The 16,193-nt window shown below is 63.6% G+C and carries 15 protein-coding genes; 8 read left to right on the top strand and 7 right to left on the bottom strand.

Annotated elements, in window-relative coordinates; translation table 11 throughout:
* Window positions 1-78: 78 nt before the first annotated feature.
* The 3 genes from PQR54_RS32940 to PQR54_RS32950 form a co-directional block, all read right to left on the bottom strand.
* On the bottom strand, window positions 79-804 hold the full coding sequence (locus tag PQR54_RS32940; RefSeq protein ID WP_408253061.1) for a DsbC family protein: 726 nt from the start codon (window positions 802-804) through the stop codon (window positions 79-81).
* Between the two features lie 130 nt (window positions 805-934).
* A complete protein-coding gene (locus tag PQR54_RS32945) occupies window positions 935-2,107 on the bottom strand; it encodes a UbiH/UbiF family hydroxylase (protein ID WP_408253063.1) in 1,173 nt (390 codons plus the stop codon).
* A 101-nt stretch (window positions 2,108-2,208) separates the two neighbouring features.
* Window positions 2,209-2,574 (bottom strand): hypothetical protein, encoded by a 366-nt coding sequence (locus PQR54_RS32950; RefSeq protein ID WP_408253064.1) that lies wholly within the window; start codon window positions 2,572-2,574, stop codon window positions 2,209-2,211.
* Between the two features lie 316 nt (window positions 2,575-2,890).
* On the opposite strand from PQR54_RS32950, the gene ychF reads away from it, so the two are divergent.
* Entirely contained in the window at window positions 2,891-3,985 is a 1,095-nt protein-coding gene (ychF, locus tag PQR54_RS32955; RefSeq protein WP_408253066.1) for a redox-regulated ATPase YchF, read from the top strand.
* 95 nt (window positions 3,986-4,080) lie between these two features.
* Here ychF and PQR54_RS32960 read toward each other — a convergent pair whose 3' ends face one another.
* Window positions 4,081-4,977, bottom strand: coding sequence for a glycerophosphodiester phosphodiesterase family protein (locus tag PQR54_RS32960; RefSeq protein WP_408253242.1), 897 nt, complete (start codon window positions 4,975-4,977; stop codon window positions 4,081-4,083).
* A gap of 389 nt (window positions 4,978-5,366) precedes the next feature.
* Here PQR54_RS32960 and ugpB point away from each other — a divergent pair, with 389 nt between their 5' ends.
* The 7 genes from ugpB to PQR54_RS32995 all read left to right on the top strand — a co-directional run bounded on the left by ugpB (window position 5,367) and on the right by PQR54_RS32995 (window position 13,332).
* Window positions 5,367-6,692: a sn-glycerol-3-phosphate ABC transporter substrate-binding protein UgpB gene (gene ugpB, locus PQR54_RS32965; RefSeq protein ID WP_408253068.1), complete on the top strand. Its 1,326-nt coding sequence runs from the start codon at window positions 5,367-5,369 to the stop codon at window positions 6,690-6,692.
* Between the two features lie 77 nt (window positions 6,693-6,769).
* A complete protein-coding gene (ugpA, locus tag PQR54_RS32970; RefSeq protein ID WP_408253070.1) occupies window positions 6,770-7,654 on the top strand; it encodes a sn-glycerol-3-phosphate ABC transporter permease UgpA in 885 nt (294 codons plus the stop codon).
* Window positions 7,651-8,496 (top strand): sn-glycerol-3-phosphate ABC transporter permease UgpE, encoded by an 846-nt coding sequence (gene ugpE / locus PQR54_RS32975; RefSeq protein ID WP_408253071.1) that lies wholly within the window; start codon window positions 7,651-7,653, stop codon window positions 8,494-8,496. The genes ugpA and ugpE overlap by 4 nt, the downstream gene beginning before the upstream one ends.
* A gap of 87 nt (window positions 8,497-8,583) precedes the next feature.
* Window positions 8,584-9,672 (top strand): sn-glycerol-3-phosphate import ATP-binding protein UgpC, encoded by a 1,089-nt coding sequence (locus PQR54_RS32980; protein WP_408253073.1) that lies wholly within the window; start codon window positions 8,584-8,586, stop codon window positions 9,670-9,672.
* 49 nt (window positions 9,673-9,721) lie between these two features.
* Window positions 9,722-10,021 (top strand): DUF3761 domain-containing protein, encoded by a 300-nt coding sequence (locus PQR54_RS32985; protein WP_408253075.1) that lies wholly within the window; start codon window positions 9,722-9,724, stop codon window positions 10,019-10,021.
* Between the two features lie 233 nt (window positions 10,022-10,254).
* Window positions 10,255-11,919 (top strand): energy-dependent translational throttle protein EttA, encoded by a 1,665-nt coding sequence (gene ettA / locus PQR54_RS32990; protein WP_012434465.1) that lies wholly within the window; start codon window positions 10,255-10,257, stop codon window positions 11,917-11,919.
* A 291-nt stretch (window positions 11,920-12,210) separates the two neighbouring features.
* Window positions 12,211-13,332 carry a DUF748 domain-containing protein gene (locus tag PQR54_RS32995; protein ID WP_408253077.1) on the top strand — a complete coding sequence of 374 codons (1,122 nt, stop codon included), beginning with the start codon at window positions 12,211-12,213 and terminating at the stop codon, window positions 13,330-13,332.
* A gap of 21 nt (window positions 13,333-13,353) precedes the next feature.
* On the opposite strand, the gene PQR54_RS33000 is transcribed toward PQR54_RS32995, so the two are convergent.
* The 3 genes from PQR54_RS33000 to PQR54_RS33010 are packed head-to-tail and all read right to left on the bottom strand — an operon-like array spanning window position 13,354 to window position 16,097.
* On the bottom strand, window positions 13,354-13,977 hold the full coding sequence (locus PQR54_RS33000) for an HAD family hydrolase (protein WP_408253079.1): 624 nt from the start codon (window positions 13,975-13,977) through the stop codon (window positions 13,354-13,356).
* 31 nt (window positions 13,978-14,008) lie between these two features.
* Window positions 14,009-15,823 carry an aminopeptidase P family protein gene (locus PQR54_RS33005; protein WP_408253081.1) on the bottom strand — a complete coding sequence of 605 codons (1,815 nt, stop codon included), beginning with the start codon at window positions 15,821-15,823 and terminating at the stop codon, window positions 14,009-14,011.
* 19 nt (window positions 15,824-15,842) lie between these two features.
* Window positions 15,843-16,097: a hypothetical protein gene (locus PQR54_RS33010; protein ID WP_106284224.1), complete on the bottom strand. Its 255-nt coding sequence runs from the start codon at window positions 16,095-16,097 to the stop codon at window positions 15,843-15,845.
* Window positions 16,098-16,193: the final 96 nt, after the last annotated feature.

Raw genomic sequence — 16,193 nt, forward strand, 5'->3', positions numbered from 1 at the left:
AGGTCAGGCGGGGATGTTCGGGCTTGATGTGAAAGGAGGCGCACGACGCGCCTCCTTTGCTTGCTTTGTTGTGCGTGCTCAGTGCACCGCGGACATTTCCTTGTCCAGCCGGTCGGCCGGCACGGCGCCCGGCAGGCGGCGGCCGTCGGCGAGAAACACGGTGGGCGTGCCGTCGACGTTCATGGCGTGGCCGAGCGCCAGGTTCTTGTCGATCGCGGCGGTGTCGCAGGTGCCGGCGGCGGTGGGCGCCTGATGATCCTGCATCCACGATTCCCAGGCCTTCGCGCGATCCGTCGAGCACCAGATCGACTTCGACTTCGCAGTCGAATCCGGCGACAGCACCGGGTACAGGAAGGTGTAGACCGTCACGTTGTCGATCGACTTGAGCGACGTTTCGAGCTGCTTGCAGTACGGGCAGTTCGGATCGGAGAACACGGCGATCTTGCGCGCGCCGTTGCCCTTCACGACCTTCACCGCGTTGCCAAACGGCAGGCTCGCGAAATCGATACGGTTGGTTTCCGACAGGCGCGCTTCGGTCAAATTCTTGCGGGTCTTGGCGTCGACCATGTCGCCGAGCAACAGGTAGTCGCCATTCGCGTCGCTATAGACGATCTGCGTGCCGAGGTTCACTTCGTACAGGCCGGCAATCGGCGACTTCGTCACGCTCTTGATCGACACGTCGGAAAGACGCGTTTGCAGCGTGGCTTTGAGCTTGTCGGTGGTCTGGTCGGCTTGTGCGGAGCAGCCGATCGTGACCGCGGCGATGGCAAGCACGGCGGCTGCCATGCGGAAAGTTTTTTTCATGCTGAATTCCTGTTCGATCGCGCAATGAGCGCGCAGTGCTCGTTTCCTGACGTTTCCGGTCTGACTGGAACGGCGTCCATTCCGTTCATGATACCTGTCTCGCCGGCCGCGGCATGCCCGGCCGGATGCTTCAACCCAGCGCGGCCGACACCAGCCAGCGCTTGATGAACGGTTGTGCCCCGACAAACGCCATGCCGGTATTGCGCAACACCTTGGCAAACGGACCGGGGACGGAGAAGAGTTTTTGCAGGCCGTCGGTGGCGATCATCAGCGCGCGGATGTCCTCGCGGCGGGAGCGTTCGTAGCGGCGCAGCAGCACCATGTCGCCGAGATCGCGGAACGACTCCTTGCCGGCGACGGTGTCGGCGAGCGCCGCGACGTCGCGCAAGCCGAGGTTCATGCCCTGCCCGGCCAACGGATGAATCAGGTGCGCGGCGTCGCCGACCAGCGCGACGCGCGGCGCCACCAGCCGGTCGACCGTTTGCAGCGCGAGTGGGAAGCCTTGCGCGGGCGTCACGCAATCGAGCGCGCCGAACTGGCCGCCGGTCATGCGTTCCACTTCAGCGGCGAGCTGCGCCGGATCGAGCGCAACCAACTGCTCGGCGTGCTCGGTGCGCGCCGACCAGACCAGCGAGACGTGACCGTCCGGCATAGGCAGCAGCGCGATGATCTCGCCGTCCTTGAACCATTGGTACGCGGTTTCGCTGTGCGGCTTTTCCGCCTTGAAATTGGCGACCACGCCGGTTTGCTTGTAGTCGCGCCGGACCATTTTCGAGCCGATCTGCGCGCGCACCCACGAATGCGCGCCGTCCGCGCCGACCACCAGATCGACGTCGAGCACATTGCCGTTGGCGAGGCCGACGCTGGCGCTGTCAGCGGTGAAGTCGAGCGCCTGAGCGCGCGTATCGATCCAGGTGAGATTCGGCTGGAAGCGCAGCGCCGCATCCAGCGCACGCTCGATCACCGACGATTCGACGATCCACGCCAGTTGCGGCACGGAAGCCTGGAACGCGGAGAAATGCAGTTCGGCGTGCGCGTCGCCGTAGACGCGCATGTCGTACACCGGCCCGAGCCGCGCCAGATCGAGCGCCTGCCACACGCGCAACCGCTCCAGCAAAGCCTGCGAGCTCGACGACAGCGCGTAGACCCGCGAATCGAAGGCGGCGCCGGCAGGCAGCGCCGCACAAGGCTGCGCGAGCAGCGCGACGCGCAGTCCGCCTTGCGTCAGCGCCAGCGCCGCGGTCTTGCCGACGAGCCCGCCGCCGATCACGGCGGCATCAAAGGTCTGGTGGTGTGCGTTCATCCGCGCATTATAGCCGCGGGGGTTGCGGGGGACGGATCGATGTATGCGGCGCTTGCGCCCGTTTTTGAGCCCGTGTTTGCGCCCGTGTCACCGCAACGCTGTCACAGGTGGCCGGCCGCCGCCAGCGCCGCGTTCGCTTCGCGCAGCCGCGTGAATTCGCGGTCGGAAGACAGAAGCCGCCACGCGCTCGCCTCGAGGTCGCCCTTGCGCTCCCGCTGATCGCCGCGCACGGCGCAGTCGGGGAAGATGCGGTCGTACACGCGCCAGAGTGAGTCGAAGTCGTTGGCATCGGCGAATTGCGCGATCCGCTTTTTATCGTCCAGCGTTAAGTGGCTTGAGAGGCAGTTGACCGTCTGCCGGTCGGAGCTCGCCTGAGCGTCGTCGAAGTTCGGCGACACCCATGACGCAATCGCGCTGCCCACCGCGATGACAACCACACCCGTGAAGACCCACCGTATTGTTCTCATTTTTTCCTCGGATTCGGGCTCTAGCGGCCCTGAACTGGCGATTCTACAGTGCCTCCGAGAAAACCTTACCTGAACCTTGCAATCGCGGACCGAGCGGCGAGCACCGCTTTCCCGCAGCCGCCTCGGTGAGCCGATCCGAACGGGTTACAATTGCGCTTTCCGTGAAAACTCGCACCCGGTCGTCGAGCAACGCCCCGATCCGGTGTCTTGTCCCGCTCCGCTGCACCGGTCCGCCACGCCACTCGCGAAGGCTTCTCGAATCCTGCACACAGCGTCGAGCGCATCACGCAACTTACTGATTCACTGAAGGATTTCCATGAGCCTCAAATGCGGCATCGTCGGCCTGCCCAACGTCGGCAAGTCCACCCTGTTCAACGCGCTGACCAAGGCGGGCATTGCCGCCGAAAATTACCCGTTCTGCACGATCGAGCCGAACGTCGGCATCGTCGAGGTGCCGGACGCCCGTCTGAAGGCGCTCGCTGAAATCGTCAAGCCGGAGCGCATCCTGCCGGCCGTAGTGGAATTCGTCGACATCGCCGGTCTCGTGGCCGGTGCGAGCAAAGGCGAAGGTCTGGGCAACCAGTTCCTCGCCAACATCCGCGAAACCGATGCGATCACGCACGTGGTGCGCTGCTTCGAAGACGAGAACGTGATTCACGTCGCGAACAAGATCGATCCGCTGTCGGATATCGAAGTGATCAACACCGAACTGGCGCTGGCCGACCTCGCAACGGTCGAAAAGGCGCTGGCGCGCTATTCGAAGGCGGCCAAGTCGGGTAACGACAAGGAAGCCATCAAGAACGCGGCTGTATTGGAAAAGGTGCGCGCGCAGCTCGACCAGGCCAAGCCGGTCCGCGCGCTCGACCTCACGGACGAAGAAAAGGCCACGCTCAAGCCGTTCTGCCTGATCACCGCCAAGCCGACCATGTACGTGGCCAACGTGAAGGAAGACGGCTTCGAGAACAACCCGCATCTGGACGCAGTCGCGAAGCACGCGGCGGCGGAAAATGCGCCGGTCGTCGCCGTGTGCGCCGCGATCGAAGCGGAGATCGCCGATCTCGACGAAGCCGACATGGAAGTGTTCCTCGCCGACATGGGCATGGAAGAGCCGGGCCTGAACCGCGTGATCCGCGCCGGCTTCAAGCTGCTGGGTCTGCAAACCTATTTCACGGCCGGCGTGAAGGAAGTGCGCGCGTGGACGATCCATATCGGCGATACGGCGCCGCAGGCCGCGGGCGCGATTCACACGGACTTCGAACGCGGCTTCATTCGCGCGCAGACGATCGCGTACAACGACTACATCACCTACAAGGGTGAACAAGGCGCGAAGGAAGCCGGCAAGATGCGCGCGGAAGGCAAGGAATACGTCGTGCATGATGGCGACGTGATGAACTTCCTGTTCAACGTCTGAACTCCGGCTTCAGCGTGCGGCGACGGGTGCAGATCTGAGCGCCGCCAACCGCAGCAAGTGACATCAAGAGAGCCCGCTTTTCGAAGCGGGCTTTTTTATTGGCCACTACTTGCCTTGGAACGCGCGCAACGCAACGGCAACGCGATACCGTCCCTGATGGCCGCCATTTTCGACGGTGAATCCGCGAGCACCGCATCGATGCCGAGGCACGCCGCCATACGGTAGTCGTCCGCCTCGTTCACCGCAATCGCGACGATCCGCACCTCCGGCTTCTGCTTGAAACAAGCGACCGTTGCCGGCGTCCACAGCGTAGCCTGCACGTCCGAGCGCCCCTCCCCCAGCGTGAACTTCTCCACCACCGTCAGCGCGCGATGCAACTCGAACGCGCTCATGGTGCGTTCGGCCGGCGCGTCCACGCAGCCCTGATTCAGCAGGACTCGCACGAGACGCCCACGCGTTGCATCGCGCGATTCGAACAGCCGCGCTTGTGGATATGCGGCAAAGCTCTGTTGATAATCGGCTTCGGTCGAATAGATCGACACACGCTGCCACGCGTTTTCTTCATCGAGCACGCGCACGACGGCTTGCGTCTGCGGGCCGGCGGGCAGCGCTTTCATATCGAGGATGATCGGCATGGCCGCAGGCATGGCATGCAGCGCCTCGCGCAGCGTCGGAATTCCCACAGGATGATCGCGGTACGGATACGCCTCTGCGCGGCGGAAATTCCAGCCGGCATTGACGCGGGCGAGCTCAGCCGCGGTATAAGTGGACACCGGCCCTTTCGCGTCGGTCAACGCCGACAGATCGGCCGGGCGATACAAGACCGGCACGCCGTCCCTGCTCAACTGCACGGTGAGCCACATCGCGTCGGCATGATGCTCGACCGACAGGCGGATCGCTTCGAGCGTGTTCTCCGGTGCGTCGCCCGTGCCGCCGCGATGCGCGATGATCGCCGGCAACGAATTCACCTGCGTAACCGCATCGGTATTCATTACGGGCGTGAGCGAACACCCGGCCAGAACGAGGCCAGCCATCCAGCTACCTGCTGCCAACCGCATTGAAAAACTCAGCATCTGCAATCCTGATCAAACGCACCGTGACGTAACGTACACGAATCCACCAGCGCGACTCAAACTCACGTGCGTCATGCGCGTCGCGCAAACCGCCGCGTGCAGCAACGAAGGCCGCGCCCCAGCCTCACGCAGATCTTCTGCCTTCCACTGCCGGTTGTTTCCGTTTTGTGACACCAGTGTTAAATTGCGGCATTCGGCGTCCGTTGAAAATGGGGCACGCCGCCCGGCCGCCGTCGCCGGACTGTCATCGAACACAAATAGAATCGCGCGATTCGCATCTGCGCCCGTTTCGCCAAGGAGACAAATCGATGAGTTTCAAGCCGCTAATCCGTTCGCTTTCCCTTGCCGCCGTGTTGAGCGTCGGCCTCAGCCAGGCGGCTCACGCCGCCACTGAGATCCAGTTCTGGCACGGCATGGAAGCCGCGCTGGGCGAACGGCTGAACGACATCGCCAATGCGTTCAACGCATCGCAAAGCGACTACAAGATCGTGCCGGTCTTCAAAGGCACCTACGATCAGACGCTTGCCGCCGGCATCGCCGCGTATCGCAGCGGCAATGCGCCCGCCATCCTGCAGGTCTACGAAGTCGGCACCGCCACGATGATGCAGGCGAAGAAGGCGGTGATCCCCGTTTCAGAAGTGTTCAAGCAAGCTGGCGTGCCGCTCGATGAGAAGGCCTTCGTGCCGACCATCGCCAGCTATTACAGCGACGCCAAAACGGGCGAGCTGATCTCGATGCCGTTCAACAGCTCGACGCCGGTGCTGTACTACAACAAAGACGCCTTCAAGAAAGCCGGCCTCGACCCGAACCAGCCGCCGAAAACCTGGGCCGAGTTGCAGGCCGACGCGCAGAAGCTGAAGGCATCGGGAATGGCCTGCGGCTACTCGTCGGGCTGGCAGAGCTGGATTCAACTCGAGAACTACAGCGCGTGGCACGGCGCGCCGTTCGCGTCGAAGAACAACGGCTTCGACGGCCCGGACGCGCAACTGGAATTCAACAAGCCGCTGCAAGTCGCGCATATCCAGTTCCTGCAGAACATGCAGAAGGAAGGCACGTTCACCTACGTCGGCCGCAAGGACGAACCGGTGTCGAAGTTCTATAGCGGCGACTGCGGGATCATTACCAACTCGTCGGGGTCGCTCGCCACGATCAAGAAGTACGCGAAGTTCAACTTCGGCACCGGCATGATGCCGTACGACGCCAACGTGAAGGGCGCGCCGCAGAACGCGATCATCGGCGGCGCGAGCCTGTGGGTGCTGTCGGGCAAGGATCCGGCCGTCTATAAGGGCGTGGCGAAGTTCCTTTCCTACCTGTCGTCGGCGCCGGTTGCCGCCAAGTGGCATCAGGACACCGGCTATCTGCCGGTCACCACCGCCGCCTATCAACTGACGCAGCAGCAAGGCTTCTACGACAAGAATCCGGGCAGCGACACCGCCATCAAACAGATGCTCAACAAGCCGCCGCTGCCGTACACCAAGGGCTTGCGTCTGGGCAACATGCCGCAGATCCGCACGATCATCGACGAAGAACTCGAACAGGTCTGGGCACAGAAGAAGACACCGCAACAGGCGCTCGACGCGTCGGTCTCCCGTGGCGATGAACTGCTGCGCCGCTTCGAGAAAGCCGGCAACTAAGCGGGCGAATGAGCTAGCAGGGTTCCGGTGCGCCCGCGCCGGAACCCGCAGTTGCAGCAGAACCTTGGAAATCATCGATGGAAAAGCGCTCCAGCTTCGGCACCAGCCTGCTGCCCTACCTGCTCGTCGCGCCGCAACTCGCGATCACGCTGCTGTTTTTCCTGTGGCCGGCCGGTGAGGCGCTCTGGCAATCCACGCAAAGCCAGGACGCGTTCGGCACGTCGAGCGAGTTTGTCGGCCTCGCCAATTTCAAGCAGCTCTTCGTCGATCCGCTCTATCTGTCGTCGTTTTATACGACGCTGATCTTCTGCGCGCTGGTCACCGTGTCGGGACTCGTGATCTCGTTGCTGCTCGCGGTCTGCGCCGATCGCGTGACGCGCGGCGCCAAAACCTATCAAACGCTGCTGATCTGGCCGTACGCCGTCGCGCCCGCGATCGCCGCGGTGCTGTGGTCGTTCCTGTTCAACCCGAGCATCGGCCTCGTCACCTACACGCTCGCCAAGTACGGCATTGTGTGGAATCACGCGCTGAATGCGGGCCAGGCGATGTTCCTCGTGGTGCTCGCCTCCGTCTGGAAACAGGTCAGCTATAACTTTCTGTTCTTCTACGCGGGCTTGCAGGCGATTCCGCGCTCGCTCATCGAAGCGGCGGCGATCGACGGCGCGGGTCCCGTGCGGCGCTTTTTCGGCATCGCGCTTCCGCTTTTGTCGCCGACGAGTTTCTTCCTGCTGGTGATCAACATCACCTACGCGTTCTTCGACACCTTCCCGGTGATCGACGCGGCTACCGGCGGCGGCCCCGCGCAAGCCACCCGCACGCTGATCTACAAGATCTTCGCCGAAGGTTTCCAGGGGCTCGACATCGGCAGTTCCGGCGCGCAGTCGGTGATCCTGATGGTGATCGTCGTCGCGTTGACGGTCGTGCAATTCCGCTTCATCGAACGCAGGGTTCAATACTCATGATCGAGAACCGCCGCGGTTTCGACCTCTTCTGCCACGCGGTGCTGATTCTCGGCGTCGTGCTGGTGGTGTTTCCGGTGTACGTCGCGTTTTGCGCGGCGACCATGAGCGAGCACGAAGTGTTCAGCGTGCCGCTGTCACTGGTGCCGAGCACGCATCTGCTTGAAAACGTCGCGACCGTCTGGTCGCAAGGCAGCGGCAACGCGGCGGCGCCGTTCGGCCGCATGCTGTTCAATAGCCTCGTGATGGCGCTGGTGATTTCGATCGGCAAAATCGCGGTGTCGATGATCTCCGCCTACGCGATCGTGTTCTTCCGTTTTCCGTTTCGCAACCTCGCGTTCTGGCTGATCTTCATCACGCTGATGCTGCCGGTCGAAGTGCGGATCTTTCCGACCGTGCAGGTCGTGTCGTCGATGCATCTGAGCAATACCTATAGCGGTTTGACGTTGCCGCTGATCGCGTCGGCTACCGCGACGTTCCTGTTCCGCCAGTTCTTCATGACGCTGCCGGACGAATTGATGGAAGCGGCGCGCATCGACGGCGCCGGCGCGATGCGGTTCTTCTGGGACGTCGTCTTGCCGCTGTCGAAGACGAACATGGCGGCTCTGTTCGTGATCACATTCATTTACGGCTGGAATCAATACTTGTGGCCGATTCTGATCACGAGCCAGCAATCGCTGACCACGGCGGTGGTCGGCATCAAAAGCATGATCGCGTCGGGCGACACCGCTACCGAATGGCATCTGGTGATGACCGCGACGCTGCTCGCGATGCTGCCGCCGCTCGCAGTCGTGCTGACGATGCAGCGCTGGTTCGTGCGCGGACTGGTGGACGCGGAGAAATGAGCCGCACCACGTAAGCGAGCTTTTTCCGGCATCGAAAAATAGACAACACCGCGCGCTCCGCGGCAAGCAACGAAAGGCTAAAACGGCATGGCTGCACTGACTCTGCAAGGCGTTAAAAAAACCTACGACGGCAAACAGTTCGTGCTGCACGGCATCGACGTGGACGTCGCCGACGGCGAGTTCGTCGTGATGGTCGGCCCGTCGGGTTGCGGCAAATCGACCTTGCTGCGGATGGTGGCGGGACTCGAACGCATCTCGGAAGGCAGCATTTCGATCGCCGGCAAAGTGGTCAACCAGTTGGAACCGAAAGATCGCAACATCGCGATGGTGTTCCAGAACTACGCGTTGTATCCGCATATGAGCGTCGCCGAGAACATGGGCTATGCGCTGAAGATCGCGGGCGTGGACCGCGCGCAGATTGCGAAGCGCGTGGACGCCGCCGCGCAGATTCTCGAACTCGAAGCGCTGTTGCAACGCAAGCCGCGCGAGCTGTCCGGCGGCCAACGACAACGCGTCGCGATGGGTCGCGCGATCGTGCGCGAGCCGGCCGTGTTTCTGTTCGACGAACCGTTGTCGAATCTCGACGCGCGCCTGCGCGTGCAGATGCGGCTCGAAATCCAGCGCCTGCACGCGCGGCTGGCCACGACGAGTCTGTACGTGACGCACGATCAGATCGAAGCGATGACATTGGCGCAGCGTGTGATCGTGATGAACAAGGGGCATGCCGAGCAGATCGGTGCGCCGACCGAAGTCTATGAACGGCCTGCCACGGTATTCGTGGCGAGCTTCATCGGTTCGCCGGGGATGAATCTGCTGGAAGGCCGCGTGTCCGACGACGGCGCGCTTTTCGAAGTAGCGGGCAATGGGCCGAAGTTGCCGCTGACGGGCGTGCTGGCAATCGGCCGCGAAGTCGCCAAAGGACGCGAATGGACGCTCGGCATTCGTCCGGAACACATGAGCCCCGGCCAGGCGGATGCGCCTCACGCGACGCTCACCGTCGATTCCTGCGAGTTGCTCGGCGCGGACAACCTGGCGCACGGCCGCTGGGGCAAGCACGACGTGACGGTGCGCTTGCCGCACGCGCATCGGCCCGCGGCGGGTGAAGCGCTGCAAGTGGCGCTGCCCGCGCGGCAACTGCATTTCTTCGATCCGGCGAGCGGACGGCGCGCGAATTGAAGCCCGGCAAAGCGCGTTGGAAGTCAGAACAACAAGCGCAAGAAAAACAATGACAGGCACGATCCGTAAGACCCTGCGTTCGTGCGCGGCAGTCGCCGCAGCGCTGCTGTTCAGCGCATCCTCCGCGTTCGCTTATGTAGCGCCGGGCACAACGCCCGACGAAGCAGACCTCAGCAATCACAATAGCTATACCAACCGCGACGGCAACGCCGTGCACGCGCCGGCCCGCTCGTTATCCGGCAAGACCCCCGAAGGCGCGACCGCACGCTGCCGCGACGGCACCTACAGTTTCAGCCGGCATCGCACCGGCACATGTTCGCGACATGGCGGCGTGGCGGATTGGCTCTGAACATCCGAACGGGCCCTGGCCGAACGGACAGCCACTGCCGTCCAGCGCTTGCGCCGAAGTACAATGCCACCTGAACCACCCGCCCGCGCGCGGGGCGTCGCGAAGTTCGACGCCGCGCTTCACGCCGCGCCGGCCGGCGCCGGGTGCTCTGCCCGGCCATAACACCGATTACCCATCCACCCACGACCGCCCGCCCCCACGCGGCCGGCGTCGTCAACGTCTATTGCAAGCAAATGGCCCAATACGTCTTCACCATGAACCGGGTCGGCAAGATCGTGCCGCCCAAGCGTCAAATCCTGAAAGACATCTCGCTGTCGTTTTTCCCCGGCGCGAAGATCGGCCTGCTCGGCCTGAACGGCTCGGGCAAGTCGACACTGATCCGCATCATGGCCGGTGTGGACAAAGACATCGAAGGCGAAGCCACGCCGATGCCAAACCTGAACATCGGCTATCTGCCGCAGGAACCGCAACTCGATCCGAACAAGACGGTGCGTGAAGCGGTCGAGGAAGGTCTCGGCGATGTCTTCGGCGCGCAAAAGAAACTGGACGAAATCTACGCGGCCTACGCCGAACCTGACGCCGACTTCGACGCGCTCGCCGCCGAACAGGCGAAGTACGAAGCGATCCTCGCCACCACCGACGGCAGCGCCGAGCAGCAGATCGAAATCGCCGCCGACGCGCTGCGCCTGCCGGCTTGGGACGCGAAGATCGAACATCTGTCGGGCGGCGAAAAGCGCCGCGTCGCGCTGTGCAAGCTGTTGCTCGAAAAGCCGGACATGCTGCTGCTCGACGAGCCGACCAACCACCTGGACGCGGAATCGGTCGACTGGCTCGAGCAGTTCCTCACGCGCTTCCCGGGCACCGTCGTCGCCGTGACCCACGATCGCTACTTCCTGGATAACGCCGCCGAGTGGATTCTCGAACTCGACCGCGGCCACGGCATTCCGTGGAAGGGCAACTACAGCAGCTGGCTCGACCAGAAGGAAGAGCGCCTGAAGCAGGAAGAGTCGTCGGAGTCGGCGCGTCAGAAGGCGATCAAGAAGGAACTGGAGTGGGTGCGCCAGAACCCGAAGGGCCGTCAGGCGAAGTCAAAGGCGCGGATTGCCCGCTTCGAGGAACTGAATAGTCAGGACTACCAGAAGCGCAACGAAACCTCGGAAATCTTCATCCCGGTCGGCGATCGTCTGGGCAATGAAGTGATCGAGTTCAAGAACGTCAGCAAGTCGTATGGCGACCGCCTGCTGCTCGACGACGTCAGCTTCAAGATTCCGGCGGGCGCGATCGTCGGCATCATCGGGCCGAACGGCGCCGGTAAGTCGACGCTGTTCCGCATGCTGACCGGCCGCGAACAGCCGGATTCGGGCGAGATCGTGCAAGGCCCGACCGTCAAGCTCGCGTACGTGGACCAAAGCCGCGACGCGCTGGACGGCTCGAAGACCGTGTTCGAGGAAATCTCCGGCGGCGCCGACGTGCTGACGGTCGGCAAGTACGAGACGCCGTCGCGTGCCTATATTGGTCGCTTCAACTTCAAGGGCGGCGATCAGCAGAAGATCGTCGGCAACCTGTCGGGCGGTGAGCGCGGCCGGCTGCATCTGGCCAAGACGCTGATCGCGGGCGGCAACGTGCTGCTGCTGGACGAACCGTCGAACGACCTTGACGTCGAAACGCTGCGCGCGCTCGAAGACGCGTTGCTCGAGTTCGCCGGCTCGGTGCTGGTGATTTCCCACGATCGCTGGTTCCTCGACCGGATCGCCACGCACATCCTGGCGTTCGAAGGCGATTCGCAAATCACGTTCTTCGACGGCAATTACCAGGAATACGAAGCGGACAAGCGCGCGCGTCTGGGTGAAGAAGCTGCGCGTCCGAAGCGTCTGCGTTACAAGCCGATCGCGCGATAAGTTCGGATCGGGCGGCCTGCGCGTGGGATTTATCGACGCGTGCGCCGCCTCGATGGCCGTGTTTCAGGCGCTCGCACGGCGTCAATTCGCGGCGCAAACAGGCTTAGGCCTCGCCCGTATGAGCGGTAGGGCACACGCATTGCGTGCCACGGCGTGATAAACGTCATCGCGGCGGGATGCGTGTGTTTCGTGTCCCGCCTTAAACAACACATCTAAGAGCGCGCGCCCACCCGGCGTGCGCGCAAGCCGATCACTGCCACACCGCGCCGACGCGGTGACGAGGAGGCAAGCATGGCGATGTCGAAGGGCAAGCGCTGGGCCGTCGCAGTGGGCGGCGTGCTGCTGGTGCTGATCGTCGTCGTAGTCGGCGCGTTCCAGTTCGCGCAACGCGAGGTCAAGGAGCGTGTGATCGCGGCGCTCGGCCCCTTGGGCAGCGCCGAAAACATCGAGGTCGGCCTCACTTCGGTTCGTCTCACCAACGTTCGTCTCAAAGCGCCGCCCGGCTGGCCGGCCGGCGATCCGCTTCGAGCGGACGAAATCACCCTCACACCCGACATTCGCGATCTGATCGCGCGGCGCATGCATGTTCGCAACGTGGTGGTGCGCGGCTTCGATATCGCGGTGCTGCGCACGAAGGACGGCGCGATTCGCTTGATGCCGAATCTGCGGGAAACGGTGAATCAATCCGACGCCGAAGCCAGCGGCACGGCGGCATCCATTCCACGCGAAAAGCAGATCGACCACATCAGCTTCGAGCAAGGCAACTTCCATTTCTACGACATGACGGTCGGGCCGCCGGCGTTCAAAGTCACGGTCAGCAATGCCAACGCGACCGTCGATAATCTGCGCCTGCCTGCACTCACCGACCCGACCAATGTCAATGTCACCGGCTCGATCAAGGGCCCGGCGCACACGGGCACAGTGTCGTTCGGCGGCTGGATCAAGGTCGCCAACAAGGATTCGCACACCACGAGCAAGCTGCGCGGCGTCGACATCGTGATGCTCGACCCGTATCTGATCAAGAAAGCCGGCGCCAAGGCGCAAGTGGCGGGCGGCACGATCGATCTGACTGTCGACTCGACGGTGAGCAACTATCAGTTGCACGCACCCGGCACGCTAACTATCCACGATCTGCAACTCGCCGACAGCGGCAATCCGCTCGACACCTTCATGTCGATTCCGACCAAGGCCGCGGTCGCCGCGCTCAAGTCGCACAACGGCGACATCACGCTGCATTTCGTACTGGACGGGAATTTGCGCGATCCGAAATTCTCGGTGCAGGAAGGGCTGATGAAGCGCATCGGCAACGGCTTTGCCAAGGCACTCGGCGTGAGCGTCGAGGACGTGGCGAAGGGCGCGGGACAAACCGTGAAAGGCTTGGGTAACGCGTTGAAAAATCTGCTTGGACAGTAGGCCGGGGCAGACGCCTCAGCCTTAAACCGGCAGCCCCAGCTCGCGCAATTTCGCTTCGGTTCGCGCGGCGCTGGTGTGATGCACGCCGTGCCAGCCGAGCGCCGTCGCGGCCTCGGCATTCTTCAGGTTGTCGTCGATGAAGACGAGTTCGGCGGGCTCGATGCCCGGCAATTGCGCCTCGATCCGTTCGCGCATGGCCGCGAAAATCGCCGGATCGGGCTTCACCATCTTCACCCGCCCCGACACGACAATGTCGCGAAAGCGCCGCAGCACCGGGTAATGCTCCCACGCATAGGGAAAAGTTTCCGCCGACCAGTTGGTCAGCCCGAAAAGCGGCACCTCGGCCGCTTCGAGCTTCTCCATGATCGCCACGCCCTCTTCCAGCACGCCGGCCACCATCTCGTGCCAGCGCTCGTAGAACGCGCGGATCAACGTTTCATGATCGGGAAACCTGGCTACCAGTTCGGCGGTGGCCTCGACAATCGGCTGGCCGCCATCCTGACGGATCACCCAGTCCATCGAACAGACGTGGGTCAGAAACCAGCGGCGCTCGGTTTCGTCAGGGATCAGTTCCCGATACAGATACTCGGGACTCCAGTCGATCAGCACGCCGCCGAAATCGAACACCACTGCCTTGATGGCCATGCGCGCTCCGTAAGCTCGTTCCTGGTCGCGATCAGATGGGTTGCGTGCGCAACTCCAGCCACGCCTTGGCGTCGCCCGACACGTGCGGCGACAGACGCGTGCGCACAGTCTCGTGATACGCGTTCAGCCACGCGCGCTCGTCCTCGCGCAGCAGCGACAGGTCGAGGCAACGCGTGTCGATCGGGCACAGCGTCAAGGTCTCGAACTTGAGGAAATCGCCGAATTCGGTCTGACCGGCGGACACGTTCAGCACGAGGTTCTCGATCCGCACACCCCATTTGCCCGGCCGGTAAATGCCCGGTTCGACCGAGGTGATCATGCCCTCTTCCATCGCCGTCCACGGCTCGGCCGGCGCGTAGTGCGAGATCACCTGCGGACCTTCGTGCACGTTCAGGAAGTAGCCCACGCCGTGACCGGTGCCGTGGCCATAATCGGCGCCGGCTTCCCAGATCGGCGCGCGGGCGATCGCGTCGAGCATCGGAGAACGGATGCCGCGCGGGAACTGCGCGCGCGACAACGCCATGGTGCCTTTCAGCACGATCGTAAAGTCGCGCCGCTGCTCATCGCTAGGCGTGCCGATCGGCACCACGCGCGTGATATCGGTCGTGCCGCTCAAATACTGCGCGCCGGAATCGATCAGCAACAGGCCGTTGCCTTCGATCACCGAATGCGATTCCGCGGTGGCGCGGTAGTGCGGCATCGCGCCGTTCGCGTTGAAGCCGGCAATAGTCGCAAAGCTCAGCGACACGAAACCCGGACGGCGCGCGCGAGCCGCCGTCAGCCGTTCGTCGATGGTGAGTTCGGTGATCGTCTCGTTGCCCAGCGCGCTTTCGAACCACGCGAAAAATTCCGCCAGCGCCGCGCCGTCCTGTTCCATCGTCTCGCGCACATGCTCGGCTTCCGCCTCGGTCTTGCGCGATTTGAAGAAGGTGGACGGATTGACGGCCTCGACCACCGTGACCGTCGGCGGCACCGATTGCAGCGAGCCGAACGTGATGCGGCGCGGGTCGATCAGCAGCGTGCTGCCAGCGGGCAGCGCGGCGAGCGCGTCCGCGGCCTTGGCATACGGCTCGACGCTGATGTGGTCTTTCGCGAGCGCATCGGCCAGCGCCTGCGGCACCTTGCCGTCGGCGACGAACAGAGACGCGTGGTCGACGCCGATCAGCGCGTGCGCTACGAACACGGGGTTATAGCTGACGTCGGCGCCGCGCAGATTCAGCAGCCACGCGAGGTCGTCGAGCGTGGAGATGAAGTGCCATTGCGCGCCTTTGTCCGCCATCGCGCGACGAATCTGCGCCAGCTTGTCCGACCGGGCGACGCTTGCATGCGGCGCGGCGTGCTCGAACACGGCGGCCGCCGGCAGCGACGGACGCTGCGGCCAGATCGCGTCGAACAGATCGACGTCGGTGCGCAACTGCACGCCGCGGGCGTTGAGCGCCTGGCTCAAGGCCCGCGCCGCCGCCACACCGAGCACGGCGCCATCCACGCCGACCGTGGCGCCTGCCGGCACGTTCTGAGCGAGCCATTCGAAATGCGGCACGGTCTGCTGGCCGCCGGTCATCTTCATCAGCTGAACGCCGGTGCCGGCCAGTTGCGCGTTGGCCTGTTCCCAATAGCGGCTGTCTGTCCACACGCCGGCGAAGTCCGCGGTCACGACCAGCGTGCCGGCCGAGCCGGTGAAACCGGACAGCCACTGCCGGCCTTGCCAGCGGCCGGGCAAGTATTCGGATAGATGCGGGTCGGCGGACGGCACCAGGTAGGCGGCGACGCCTTCGCGCGCCATTGCGCTGCGCAAGGTGGCAAGCCGTTCGGGAATGGAGGAAGTTTCGGGGAGTCGGGCATTCATCGGAGTCACCTGCAAATATTCATCGACGGGAAAGCAAGCCGACCGTCACGGCAACGGCGATCAACGCGACGCCGGTACACACCGGCCATTCGAGCGTATCACCGTCATGGAAGAGACCAATCACGTTGCCGGCCATGTGCGCGACAGCCGCGCCCAGCACGCCGGCCAGCAGCGCCACCCACCACCGGGCGCGGCTCGCGCGCCGCAGCGGATGCAACCACCAGCCCGCGAGACCAATCGCCGCCCCCAACACTACAAGGCCGGGCCACCCCATTAACGGCTGGCCTCGCGCAGTTTCGGATTCGTCTCATGGGCGCAGGGGGCCAACACAGCTAGCATTTTTGTCTCATTAACTATAGAAGTTCAGCAC

The organism is Paraburkholderia phytofirmans (assembly GCF_046028095.1).
In the GTDB taxonomy this organism is placed as follows: domain Bacteria; phylum Pseudomonadota; class Gammaproteobacteria; order Burkholderiales; family Burkholderiaceae; genus Paraburkholderia; species Paraburkholderia phytofirmans_A.

Excerpts from the sequence above, each read along its gene's own strand:
- PQR54_RS33000 (WP_408253079.1), bottom strand. The coding sequence starts at position 13,977 with ATGGCCATCAAGGCAGTGGTGTTCGATTTCGGCGGCGTGCTGATCGAC.
- PQR54_RS33005 (WP_408253081.1), bottom strand. The coding sequence starts at position 15,823 with ATGAATGCCCGACTCCCCGAAACTTCCTCCATTCCCGAACGGCTTGCC.
- PQR54_RS32940 (WP_408253061.1), bottom strand. The coding sequence starts at position 804 with ATGAAAAAAACTTTCCGCATGGCAGCCGCCGTGCTTGCCATCGCCGCG.
- PQR54_RS32960 (WP_408253242.1), bottom strand. The coding sequence starts at position 4,977 with ATGAATACCGATGCGGTTACGCAGGTGAATTCGTTGCCGGCGATCATC.
- PQR54_RS32980 (WP_408253073.1), top strand. The coding sequence starts at position 8,584 with ATGGCTGCACTGACTCTGCAAGGCGTTAAAAAAACCTACGACGGCAAA.
- ugpE (WP_408253071.1), top strand. The coding sequence starts at position 7,651 with ATGATCGAGAACCGCCGCGGTTTCGACCTCTTCTGCCACGCGGTGCTG.
- PQR54_RS32950 (WP_408253064.1), bottom strand. The coding sequence starts at position 2,574 with ATGAGAACAATACGGTGGGTCTTCACGGGTGTGGTTGTCATCGCGGTG.
- PQR54_RS32945 (WP_408253063.1), bottom strand. The coding sequence starts at position 2,107 with ATGAACGCACACCACCAGACCTTTGATGCCGCCGTGATCGGCGGCGGG.
- PQR54_RS33010 (WP_106284224.1), bottom strand. The coding sequence starts at position 16,097 with ATGGGGTGGCCCGGCCTTGTAGTGTTGGGGGCGGCGATTGGTCTCGCG.
- ettA (WP_012434465.1), top strand. The coding sequence starts at position 10,255 with ATGGCCCAATACGTCTTCACCATGAACCGGGTCGGCAAGATCGTGCCG.
- ugpA (WP_408253070.1), top strand. The coding sequence starts at position 6,770 with ATGGAAAAGCGCTCCAGCTTCGGCACCAGCCTGCTGCCCTACCTGCTC.
- ugpB (WP_408253068.1), top strand. The coding sequence starts at position 5,367 with ATGAGTTTCAAGCCGCTAATCCGTTCGCTTTCCCTTGCCGCCGTGTTG.
- PQR54_RS32985 (WP_408253075.1), top strand. The coding sequence starts at position 9,722 with ATGACAGGCACGATCCGTAAGACCCTGCGTTCGTGCGCGGCAGTCGCC.
- ychF (WP_408253066.1), top strand. The coding sequence starts at position 2,891 with ATGAGCCTCAAATGCGGCATCGTCGGCCTGCCCAACGTCGGCAAGTCC.
- PQR54_RS32995 (WP_408253077.1), top strand. The coding sequence starts at position 12,211 with ATGGCGATGTCGAAGGGCAAGCGCTGGGCCGTCGCAGTGGGCGGCGTG.